The organism is Pseudoalteromonas sp. CO342X (assembly GCF_004208915.1).
GTDB classification, from domain to species: Bacteria; Pseudomonadota; Gammaproteobacteria; order Enterobacterales; family Alteromonadaceae; genus Pseudoalteromonas; species Pseudoalteromonas maricaloris.
This window is the reverse complement of sequence record NZ_SGPH01000042.1, coordinates 143,946-155,737: the sequence shown is the minus strand read 5'-3', so window position 1 is coordinate 155,737 and position 11,792 is coordinate 143,946. Positions and strand designations below refer to the sequence as shown.

The window sequence follows — 11,792 nt, the reverse complement described above, 5'->3', positions numbered from 1 at the left end:
TACAGTGGTGGTTCGTTTGAGCCGCCATTTTTGTTTTTAATGAGTATTGTATTAGATCTCTACAGCCAATTATTACATCAAGGGTTTTATGACCATGTGTCTGACGGTGAACTACACACCGAAGTGCCGCTCATCTGTAGTAGTATCTCGCAAGTAAAGCTCGATGGTATTATTTACCATCGTACTGCGCAAACTGCGGCGATGATGCCTGAAAACTATGGCAGTTTGATCCTTATCACTGAAGGAAATGGTTGGTGGCTGACTGAGCAATCCTTGCAGCGTGCTGATCTAACACAGTTAATTTATCTTGAGGCAAATCAAAAACATGTGTTTCACCTTCCGACACAATACCACGCCGTTAGCTTCAACTTTCCAATCAATTGGCTAGCATCTCGAACCGGCAAGCGGCTTTTGCATGGACAAGCACTGACAATTCCCTCTGGTCTATCAACATTATTCAAAAGCGCCTTAACCGCCACAACGCTAAATTTAACAGCGGCAAAATGGCTTGAAGATGAAATTGTACTGCATCTAAGTACTTGCAAGCCGGCCCAATTGCCAACGTCGCCACTGGCGGAGTTAAAACGGCTCATCTCTACACATGCAAGTGATGAAGCATTTTGTATCGACATGCTATGTGAGCACTCTGGCTGGTCAAAACGTTATATTCACAAACTCTTTGCCGCATCTGATCTGAGTGCCAGTGAATATCTGATCCGCACTAGGCTCACTCACGCTTATTTTGAGTTACTCAATAGTTCCGCATCCTTAAATCAAATTGCTATTGATAGCGGATTTAAAAATCAGGCGCACTTCAGCCGTCGTTTTAAACATTTATTTTCTCTTTCTCCCAAACAAATTTCACAACGAGTGCACTCTTAGACAAAACTGAACCGTGCAAAATATATATAATAAGAATCACTCTCATTATCCATAGTAGTAGAACAATGAAAATTAACACGCTCTATGCTGCAGTGTGCCTCTCACTGCTTTCTCAAACCACCAGTGCCAATGAAAACCAAAAAGATGAGTTAGAAAGAATAGAAGTTCAGGGCAGCCAATATAAAAGTACCGGAACAAAGTCGTCTTTGGCACCTATCAACGCGCCCTTTTCTATTTCTCATATAGATCAAGATACCCTGCAACTACGCCAAGCTGACTCGGTCAATGCTGCGTTACGCTATGTTTCTGGTATCACACCAGAAAGCCGCAGCACGGTCACCATTTTTGATCAATACACTATTCGCGGTTTTGAATCTTATCGAAACTATTACGATGGCCTAGAACTACAATCCAATAACCTTTGGAATTTATATCCTCAAGTTGATGCCTTTGCCACCGACACCATTGAGGTGCTAAAAGGCCCAGCGTCAGTACTTTACGGCTCAGCCCCGCCAGGTGGCATGGTGAATCAAATCGCAAAGCTTGCCAATGGCACTGAGCAAACACAGGTTCGCCTGAGAGTCGGTAGCAGAGCGCTCAAAGAAATCGGCGTTGATCATGGAGGTGTGATCACCGATGAGCTGAGCTATCGTGCCATTGCGCTATCAAGAACAAGTGATGGCCAGCAAAAAACAACTGAAGAAGAACGCACTGTATTTGCACCATCACTGCGCTGGCAACCGAGCCATGATACGGCTTTAACTGCACAGCTTTATTACCAAGACGATCCCAAAGCTATACCGTCCACTCCCTTACATAGCGTTGGTACGCTTACGCGCGCAAGTTACGGTTATCTAGATGCCGATGCATTTGCAGGCGATATCAATTGGTCTAATTTTGATAGAACAACGCTAATGGCAGGGCTAAAGTTGGAACACAATTTGTCCGACAATTGGGCTTTGTTTGCCAACTGGCGTTACACCGATGCAGAAGGCCTGCAGCAAAATACCTATAACCAAAACTTAATTGCAGATAGCGATACCATACTTGCCCGTTCAGCATATAAAACCGATGAAACGCAACATGGCTATGTTTTAGACAATCAATTGTCTACTCACTTTACAGTTGGCGACTCATCACATCACTTGCTCTTAGGTTTTGAATACAAAAGCTTAAGCTCAACCGTAGGGTATTGGGATACACTCGGGACAGGCACACCAAACATCAACCTAGCAGCGCCCAATTATGCAGCATTTGATGTCAGCGCTTTGCCACTTAACTTCTATACCGAAGCGCACGATATTGAACAAAGTAACCGTGCGTTTTACATCCAAGACGAAGTGACAATATCAGCATTGACCCTCTTGGCAGGTCTTAGATACGACAGTTTCACCAGTGATGTTACTGCTGATAAAAACTACGCTGGCACCGAGTGGCAAACGGAATCAAATATTGATGACACCCAACTCACCGGGAGGATTGCCGCACTTTATCAGCTGGATTCTGGTTGGCGACCTTACGTGAGCTATAGTCAGTCATTTGAACCCGTTGCAGGAGAAGATAGCATAACTCAACAAGCCTTCAAGCCAACTGAAGCAGAACAATGGGAACTTGGCGTTAAATATCAATCTCGCGATACACAGCTAACATTTGCGCTCTTCGATCTCACCAAGCAGAACGAAATCATTAACAGCAAAGACTTTGTCACGAAAACTCAAGCCGGTGAAATCCAGTCCAAAGGTATTGAGCTTGAGGCTTCTCACACCTTTAATGAACAAGTTGATGTGCAGTTCAATGCCACGCATCTAGACCAGAAAGTCACTAAAAATGAATTAGACCAAGATTTGGTGGGGAAACGCTTAGTGTGGGTTGCAGATAACACCGCATCGCTTTGGTTGAACTATTATCCAAGCCTGCTAGACGCACTTAAAGTAAGTGTTGGCGCTCGGTATGTTGGCGAGAGTTATGTTGGCAAATACAACTCAGATACCGTGCCATCCTATACCTTATTCGACATCGCCTTTGATTATGAACTCAGCGAGCAAGCCAGGATCACCTTTAGCATTAGTAACCTCAGTGACAAGCGATACGTTGGTGCATGCTATGACGAAAGTAACTGCTGGATGGGGGCTGAGCGCAAAGCCGATGTTGGTCTTCACTATCGCTTTTAGTCATTCATCTTGGAGAGCTTACGGAAGGACATAGACTGAAAGATTTAAACGGACACCCACCTTAGCGCGCCTGCAAGCATTAAGGTGGGTGTCCTTGTTAATTCAGCCTGTAAATTCATCCATTTATTCATTCTCATTTAGCTTTAACTCAAAGGAAAACAATGCGTAAAACACTATTTAAATGGCACAGTGCAATGGCATTAATCGCGATACTGCCACTCGCCGTTATGTCAGTCACAGGTAGCATGTTGGTGTTTAAATTCGAGATAGATAGCCTATTACTTCCAAAGCAAGCGACATTGACTTACCAGAGCCAAGACGTCCAACGTCAGCCCATGAAGGTGCTCGTTAATTATGTCGCAGACACCCATCCAAATTATGAAATTGGTAGCTGGGAAATATTCGATGACGGCTACGAAGCTGATAGAGTCTATTTATTAAAGCATGGCACAGACACGTGGTTTAAAACGTATCTAGATCCTTACGCAGGCAAAATGCTAAGCGAGCCTGTGGGTATTCACAGCGACTTTACCGATTTTATTCTTCACCTACATTACACCTTACTACTTGATGATGTGAGCAAAACCTTTCCACACATGGGTGTCGTTATCGGTTTAGTTGTTGCCATACTTTTTACTTTGCTTGGTGTGTCCGGCTTAGTGATATATCGGCGCTTTTGGCGACGATTCTTTAGCTTTAGACGACAAGCTCCTCGACTCGTCATGATGAGCGACCTGCATAAGGTAATTGGTATTTGGAGTGCGCCGGTATTACTCGCGCTAGGCATTACTGGCGTTTACTTTAATGCAGTGGAGTATTACCACGAGGCTTTTGAGCATCAAGAAGATGAGCACCATATTGTCAGCCACGCAATGTTTAATCACTCATTAGATTTTGATGCCATGATGACCCAAAGCCATCGTGCGGTTGACGGACTTAAACCGACCTACTGGCTATTTCCATTTGAGCCAGAGCAAACCAGCATTACCATTTTTGGCAGCGTGGCCGATGCCAACCCGTTCATTAGTAACTATGCAGCAACGGTTAGCTTTGACGCGCAATCTGGTAAACAAACCTTTGCCTACGATATTCGAACGGCGTCTACTGTAGACCGGGTAATCGACAGTTTTAGAAAGCTTCACTTTGGCCACTTTGCAGGGCTTACCAGTAAAATAATTTGGTGTATTATGGGACTCGCCCCCGTATTACTTGGCTTGACTGGGTTATATTTATGGTGGCAAAGAAAGCGTAAGAAACTCAAGAGTAAGAAAAACCGTCAACTCGCCTTAAGCTGACGGTTCAAGTTTCAACCCAGATCCGTTATTGTCGTTATTATCAGCAAATAACGAGCAATCACTATGAAACAACTTGGGCTAATTGGTGGTATGAGTTGGGAGTCAACACAAAGCTACTACCAGCTTATCAATCAAACCGTTAAAGCAAAGCTTGGCGGACTACACAGTGCTAAGCTTTGCTTGTATAGCGTCGACTTTGCCGAAATTGCTGAGCTTCAAGCAGCTGGTGATTGGCAGAAAATGACCACCATTTTGGCAGGTGCGGCAACTTCGTTGAAACGTGCAGGCTCAGATGCCATTGTGATCTGTACCAACACCATGCATAAAATTTCAGATGAAATTAGCGCAGCGTCAGGCTTACCGGTACTGCATATTGCCGACGCAACCGCGAAGCGACTTAAAGATGACAGCGTAAAACGCATCGCGCTGTTAGGTACGAGATTTACGATGCAGCAAGACTTTTATAAAGCACGATTGCAAGACCTTCACGGCATTGAGGTCATAACACCTAATTGCGACCAACAAACTTTAGTTCACCACATAATTTATGACGAACTATGTCGCGGTGAAGTCAACGCAAGCTCAAGACAAACTTATCTAGACATCATCGATGCACTCTATCAACAAGGGGCTGAAGGGGTAATTTTAGGTTGCACAGAAATAGGTTTGCTCGTTCAACAAGTGCATACTCAAGTCCCTCTTTATGACACAACTAAACTTCATGCTGAAGCCGTTGTAGAGTGGTCACTTGGGGTAACATCTTGCTTTATTCATGAGTAATATCAAACTTTGTTGTAATTAAAAAAATAACAACAAAATCGCTATTGTCGCGATCACTTGGCTACTATAGAATTAAATCTCACTTATTCTAATTAAATCAGGGATGTATTATGACCCAATACGACGAATATAAAGTTATCCATGTAGTTGAAGGTGGCTGCGGCACACTGTTACTTGGCTCAAGTGGATTACCGTTAAAAAAGCTTGAAGCAACTTTAAATATGGAAGCGCAAGATGGCTGGCAACTTGTTTTCCAAGTTATCGAAAACAAACGTTTTATGCTATTTTGGAGCCGCGAAGCCGTGATCTTAACACTTGGTCGTAAACGTGCTTAAACGCTTTGCTCTGTCTGCCATTCGCCGCTATCAAGCGAATGGTGGAGCAAAAGCCCACTTTAATATAAGTTGTAACTTTACGCCGTCATGTTCTGAATATACCTATCAAGCAATCGAAAAATACGGCTTCTTTAAAGGCGTGCGTATCGGTTTTTGTCGGATCAGGCGCTGCAATGATCCAGATTGTATTGAAGTAAAATCAGATCCCCTACCATAACCTAATCCTAGGAGTTTGCATGGACGAAATAGCATTAAGAGAACAAGAAGAAGCGTTGAGAAATCAAGTTACTCAACTAAGTCCAGAAGCGCGCAAGCAGTACTACCAACTAGAAGAACAGCTAGTAAAAGATCCTGATACTTACGCCGTACTCAATTACTTCTTTGCCGCAGGTTTACATCACTTTTATCTGGGTAAAACTGCACGTGGTGCTATTAATCTAACCTTGATGCTAATAGGGCTTGCGCTTATTCTCTTTTATGGCTGGATACTGCTAATTTTAGTGTGCTTAATTGAGCTACCTCAGTTATTTAATAGCCAAAAAATAGTGAGAAAATACAACATCGATGTGATGCGAGAAGTGCTAGATGAGCTCAAAGATACACAGCAGAATCAAACAATCTAAAGAAACGCAGTGGCTTTGGATTATAGCGGCCACGGTAGTGGTCGTTTTATTTAGTGGTTATCAGTTTTATACCAAAGGCGTGCCTTACTTCGCTGAAGAGATCTCAGCCTCACTGCCCAAACAAATCTACCAAATCATCGACGAAGGAAGCCTAAATGAGCTAGATAATTCGGAATTCTCGGAGTCAAAGCTAAGTGAAATCAAACAGCAAGAGACTCGAGCTTTATTTGTCTCGTTGCTTGGCGCCAATGCATCGAGTGAACGTGAATTTAAACTTGAATTTAGGCAGTGGAAAGATAAAGCCAACGCCATGGCACTGGCCAATGGTAGCATTGTGATCACCGATAACATGGTCGAACTGGCATCGACTCAGCAAGAACTTAGCGCAGTGTTACTCCACGAAATTGGCCATGTGGAGCATAATCACGTCATGGAATCCCTTGTGAGCTCGTCTATCGTATTTGTCAGTTTGAGTGTCGTATTGGGTGACATCTCTGCGCTCTCAGATCTTATGATGCAGGGCGCAATGTTAGGTATCAACCAAAATTACTCTCAACAAGCTGAGCTTGAGGCTGATTTGTACGCGCACAACAAGCTAATGACGCTGTATGGTAATAATGATGCGATGATCTCTATATTCGAAAAACTCGCCAAGGAAAGCGACGAACAGCATAGTTGGTTAAGCACACACCCAAGCTTTGAGCAACGGATAGAGCGAATAAAGCAAAGTCTCTAACATTGACTGTGTTTATTCTCTCTGGCTCTGGCTGCAATGAACGTGCACTCGCTTTGCCCACGTGTTTAGCTACAGAAAAACGGAGTTTTTCGCCCCCTAATTAAGACTCCTCACAATGTATCTCGCCACAGAGCTGTTGCAGCACTAATAAGTTAGCCAAAGGCTAACATTGCCAATATGACGCCTCTATGTATAAAACAGCTCAAATGTCTTGTTGCGAATATCAGCTTCTACCCCAACTCTATTATCCACAATCGCAATTTAAAAATACGCTGTATATTCATGAGCATACAGCGTGAATGGTAAATGCTGTTTTAGGCTTAGCATGCTGTATTACGTTACTAAGTAACCTGATGTAATGGTCTCCTCCCACACTCGGCATCGGTGCGCCATGATTGAATTGCAAACAATCAAAATGGGAGAAGACCAAATGCAAATTACAACAATCAGTATCGATATCGCAAAAAATATTTTTCATTTTATTGGATGTAACCTATCCAATAAGATTGTAGTAAAGAAAGCTATTAAACGTCGTCAACTACTGACTTATTTGGCAAAAATGCCAAATTGTAAATTAGTCATGGAAGCGTGTGGAACCTCTAATTATTAAGGGCGTGAAATTAGCCAATTAGGTTTTCAAGTTGAACTCATACCACCACAACACGTGAAGCCATTTTTGACGGAGAATAAAAATGATTACAACGATGCGTATGCAAATTTAATTGCATCACAGCAGGCACATATTCACTCAGTTCCAGTGAAAACATTAGAGCAGCAAGATAGTCAAACAATCCATAAAGTGAGAGAGCTTGCAATTGGTCAACGAACAGCACTGAGTAATCAAATTCGAGGTTTGCTACTTGAGTACGGCATTGCCATTACTAAAGGTATCGAAAATGTTCGCAAAGAAGTGGCTGCTTTGTTAGGTGAGGAGCGAGTATTGACCGCGAGCTTTAAACAAGTGCTTAGCCAACTCTATAAACTCCTACAAGTGCTTGATGAAAGTATTGAAACGTACAATCAACAGATAAAAGAGCAAGTTAAAAACAATGAGATATGCGTCAATTTACAGAGTATTCCGGGCATAGGGCCAATAGTTGCAAGTCGTTACTTTAACGAAGTGGGTAATGGTAGTGGTTATACAAAAGGGCGAGATGTTTCAGCCTCATTAGGGCTCGTGCCCAAGCAACGTAGTACGGGTGGAAAATCAGTTTTGCTCGGGATAAGTAAGCGTGGTAATCGATATTTGAGGTGTTTACTTATTCAAGGGGCGAAATCGGTTGTATCGAGAGCAAAGTATAAAACAGACCAACTGAGTCTTTGGATAAATCGACTTGTACAAACGCGAGGGCATAATAAAGCCTGTGTCGCTTATGCGAATAAAATGGCTAGAGTGGCCTGGGCAATTACAGTATCAAAAGAGGCATATCAAGCAAGATAAGTAGATTTCTTTCACCGAATTGCGAAAGTGACTGAAGTAGACGACATAACAGGTCAAACCGGCATATTGAAAACCTGTCGAGCTCAGGGGTAGCTAAATACCGATAACCTGATTAGGACAATATGCGCGATTTACATCTAGGTCAGAGTTTCAAATAGAACTCATTAACAGACCGTATATATGACAGCAATCCTGTCCCTGTTATTTACTAAAGAAACCTTGCAATAAGGGAGGAGACCATATTTGAGCTCAATTTCTTTGCCGCTATCAAACTTAAACGTAGTGAAAATATAGGCCAATGCGATACCGAGCATAATCAGCAGCAGAAGCACAAACCTTTTTAAAACAGACCCCATAAATTCCCCTGAGAAAAATAACTCTCCCGAACTTCACCTGCATTCTCCCCTAATTATTGCTAGGACAAGGCTTACCAGGTATCGTTTTGGCGTTGGCATCACGATAGTGTATGCGACTTGTTGAACATAAGTCAGATACAACCAGCGTTTACCTACTAGTACTACATTTAAGGACAGCTTAGAGCTGCGCCAGACATGGCCAGTTCCAAACTGCACAAATATCCGATTAAAAAAACCTCTCTGTTTCAGGCGCCACCCTTTTATGATGGCGCCCCGCTTTCATAGCTTGATCACCGAAAGGAGGCTGGAATGGTTATCGCTCCATTGGATCACATTCTGACTCACTTCCCGCAGCGGCACACTCCTACTCACCACTTGAGGATCAGCCAAATAGCGCATATTACTAGTGAATATCACCCACTCAGCTTGATCTGTATCGGTCGCGGAGTCTGATGTTTTAAAGTACCGAGACTGCAAGCCACTTTGCGCTTCGATACCAGACATAATCGCTCTCAGATCTAGGTAACTGTTGGAAATGTGGAACACCAGCACCCCATCAGCCGCCAAGTGCTGCTCATACAAGGCGAGCGCTTCTCTGGTTAACAAGTGCTGAGGAATAGAGTCACTTGAAAACGCATCCACAATCAACATGTCAAACCCTTGAGCACCATTTTGCTGGTAATCATTAGCTAAGCTCACCCGCGCATCACCGGAGCGCACATCTATAGTTGCCGCCGAGGTTGTCAGGTAGTTAAAGTATCTTTTAGCAACATACTCAACATCCGGATTGATCTCATAAAATACAAACTCATCCTGTGCTTGCCCATAGTATGCTAATGCCCCCACACCCAGACCGATAATGCCCACTTTATTACCTGAGCCATTATTAGCCATCAGGTTGAGCATAATACCTACCCCTGTTTCCGGGCGATAGTAACTTAATGGCATAGGCTTACCTTGATGAGCCAATGCTTGTGCCCCATGCGACGTGTAGCCATCGATTAGCCTGCGTTGTGGATTATCGATATTCACAATATCCTTCACCTGTATAATACCGAAAAAATTACGAGATTCGTAAACATTATATTTATTAAACTGACTTTGCATCAGGTAAAACAAACTGACAAACACCAAGCAACCTACAACATTTAGGTAGACCAATTTGCGCTCTACTTTCCCTTGCTGTTTTTGCCATTCCATTGCAATGGACAACACAAAGACCAAGCATATACCAACAATGTACTCATAGTACTGAGTAAACAATTCAGTGGCTAGAATGGACGCAAATACACTACCTGCACATCCGCCAGCAGCCAGTATCAGGTAAAACAGGGTCATGTCTTCGTTGCCTGGTTTAGATTTGGCTATTTCACCATGGCAGATAATACAAGCAACAAACAACACAACGAGATACAGGCAGATTTGTTCAGTGATCGCAAACTGCGAGCCAATAGAGAATAAAAACAGTGCCACCAAGGATACAACAGAAAACATAAGGTTCCAGTACCACTTAAGATACACTCTCTCATCGAAGAAACACAATATATATGTCAGTAAATATAACGCCAGCGGTAAAGTCCATAAGAAAGGGATCGGTGGGACATTGATCGTCAGGTTGTTGGTCGTCGATACAAGCAGAATAACACCTGTCGCAGAGAGTAAAAACCACTTAATACATCTGGTGATATTTACCCCTGATGCCAGCTTAGATTGCGCTGTTTGAACTGGCTGAGTGGCTTTCTTGTCCGTATTGCGATAGACCTGATAAAGGCAGTAAAAATTGAACAAAGAAAATGCGATATATAAACCTGACCACATCCAGACCTGCATAGACAGCGCCAAGTTATATTCGATGATCAATGGATAGCAAAACAGTGCCATCATGGCTGCAACGTTCGAAACTGAATACAGCCGATAGACCTGGACGCTTTTTACCGAATGACTAAGCCAATACTGAAGCAGTGGCGAAGTGGCCGACAGCACAAAATACGGCGCACCTATTCCCAGCAACAGTAAAGTGAAGATATCAAAAAACGGCTGTGTTGAAATTTCCGTCGTCGCAATTGACTCCAGACTAAGCGGCATCAGTGCCATTCCGACAACCAGCAACACACTGTGCACCGCGAGCTGCTGATAGACAGTTTTCAGCTTACTAATACAAAATGAATAAAGATAACCAACCAATAATAAGCTCTGATAAAAAAGCATACAGGCAGTCCACACCGCACTCCCCCCACCAAAATACGGTAATATGATTTTTGCGACCATGGGCTGGATCCCAAATAGCAAAAATGAGCTTAAAAATATTGTTGTTATAAAAAAATACTTCATGCCTTAAACTATTGATTGTTAAATTTTATTTATAATACTATAGATGGCATGCTTTAACACTGCATATTCCAGCTCATAATTCAGACACATCAAGTACCTAGCAAAACGCATGCTAATGTCAATTTAGATGCATCTTTATATCTGAACGTTTGTTATTCTAATTTCAGGCTTACTGCGTCACTAAAATTAGCCAAGGGAGATAATACAAACCGATCCCCAACAGCCGCACCGCCTTTAATCTCGATAAGGCTGTCTGACTGCATACCAAACCGGAGCTTTTGCCAATGCCCGGTGTCATCGACCACTTTGAGCAAATCTTGTTCCGAGTTTGCCCTAACACTTTCAGGTAACTCAATGTAGAGGGCATTTTTGATTGTATCAATTTCAATATTACCATCGACCGTGAGTTCAGGCCTTAGCCCAGGAACATACTGGCCGACCAAGGCCATTTCAATGTTCACTTTGCCATCAATGACCGTCGGATCGCTCCGCTGTACCACAGTGCCTACCTTGCCCGCCAAGGTCTGGATATGACCAGGTGTACCTAAATTGATTCTATCCGCATTAAATTGAGGAACCTGTAACCTTACGACCAGATCGCTGTCAGACCCCATCAAGGCTATTTTTTTCCCCGGCAGATACGCTGCTGCCGATATCCACCGTCAGTTCCTGGAGAATACCCGCAATGCCCGCGGTCACTTGCATTCTATCCAGCATTTGTTTAGCCGTATCATAATTAAGCTGGAATTGCTCTTCAATTTTTTGTTGTAGCTCAATTTGTTTTGCATGAAGATTTTTTAAAAACGCTAGACGGCCGATACTGGTTTCAAGTTGCTTCTCAA

12 protein-coding genes are annotated in these 11,792 nt (G+C 43.0%); 10 read left to right on the top strand and 2 right to left on the bottom strand.

Annotation, left to right across the window (positions count from 1 at the left end):
* Nucleotides 1–39: 39 nt before the first annotated feature.
* The 10 genes from EXT47_RS22790 (at nt 40) to EXT47_RS22750 (ending at nt 8,263) form a co-directional block, all read left to right on the top strand.
* The gene (locus EXT47_RS22790) at nt 40–882 is read left to right on the top strand and encodes a helix-turn-helix transcriptional regulator (RefSeq protein WP_039496593.1); all 843 of its coding nucleotides are present in this window, start codon (nt 40–42) and stop codon (nt 880–882) included.
* Nucleotides 883–947: 65 nt separating this feature from the next.
* Nucleotides 948–3,053, top strand: coding sequence for a TonB-dependent siderophore receptor (locus EXT47_RS22785; RefSeq protein ID WP_130127665.1), 2,106 nt, complete (start codon nt 948–950; stop codon nt 3,051–3,053).
* Between the two features lie 161 nt (nt 3,054–3,214).
* Nucleotides 3,215–4,348: a PepSY domain-containing protein gene (locus EXT47_RS22780; RefSeq protein ID WP_130127664.1), complete on the top strand. Its 1,134-nt coding sequence runs from the start codon at nt 3,215–3,217 to the stop codon at nt 4,346–4,348.
* A gap of 63 nt (nt 4,349–4,411) precedes the next feature.
* Nucleotides 4,412–5,128, top strand: coding sequence for an aspartate/glutamate racemase family protein (locus EXT47_RS22775; protein ID WP_039496589.1), 717 nt, complete (start codon nt 4,412–4,414; stop codon nt 5,126–5,128).
* A gap of 110 nt (nt 5,129–5,238) precedes the next feature.
* Complete coding sequence (locus tag EXT47_RS22770) at nt 5,239–5,463, top strand: DUF4177 domain-containing protein (protein WP_010369821.1); 225 nt, start codon at nt 5,239–5,241, stop codon at nt 5,461–5,463.
* On the top strand, nt 5,456–5,680 hold the full coding sequence (gene yidD / locus EXT47_RS22765; protein WP_083229856.1) for a membrane protein insertion efficiency factor YidD: 225 nt from the start codon (nt 5,456–5,458) through the stop codon (nt 5,678–5,680). Before EXT47_RS22770 ends, yidD begins: the two co-directional genes overlap by 8 nt.
* A 19-nt stretch (nt 5,681–5,699) precedes the next feature.
* Nucleotides 5,700–6,086: a TM2 domain-containing protein gene (locus EXT47_RS22760; RefSeq protein ID WP_130127663.1), complete on the top strand. Its 387-nt coding sequence runs from the start codon at nt 5,700–5,702 to the stop codon at nt 6,084–6,086.
* Nucleotides 6,049–6,822, top strand: a complete 774-nt coding sequence (locus EXT47_RS22755; protein WP_039496587.1) for a M48 family metallopeptidase — start codon at nt 6,049–6,051, stop codon at nt 6,820–6,822. Before EXT47_RS22760 ends, EXT47_RS22755 begins: the two co-directional genes overlap by 38 nt.
* A gap of 391 nt (nt 6,823–7,213) precedes the next feature.
* A complete protein-coding gene (locus EXT47_RS24150; RefSeq protein ID WP_052258334.1) occupies nt 7,214–7,432 on the top strand; it encodes a hypothetical protein in 219 nt (72 codons plus the stop codon).
* A 9-nt stretch (nt 7,433–7,441) separates the two neighbouring features.
* Nucleotides 7,442–8,263, top strand: coding sequence for an IS110 family transposase (locus EXT47_RS22750; protein ID WP_276319749.1), 822 nt, complete (start codon nt 7,442–7,444; stop codon nt 8,261–8,263).
* Nucleotides 8,264–8,898: 635 nt separating this feature from the next.
* On the opposite strand, the gene EXT47_RS22745 is transcribed toward EXT47_RS22750, so the two are convergent.
* Nucleotides 8,899–10,887: a spermidine synthase gene (locus EXT47_RS22745; protein WP_052258330.1), complete on the bottom strand. Its 1,989-nt coding sequence runs from the start codon at nt 10,885–10,887 to the stop codon at nt 8,899–8,901.
* Between the two features lie 215 nt (nt 10,888–11,102).
* The gene (locus tag EXT47_RS22740) at nt 11,103–11,567 is read right to left on the bottom strand and encodes a hypothetical protein (RefSeq protein WP_130127662.1); all 465 of its coding nucleotides are present in this window, start codon (nt 11,565–11,567) and stop codon (nt 11,103–11,105) included.
* Between the last annotated feature and the right edge of the window lie 225 nt (nt 11,568–11,792).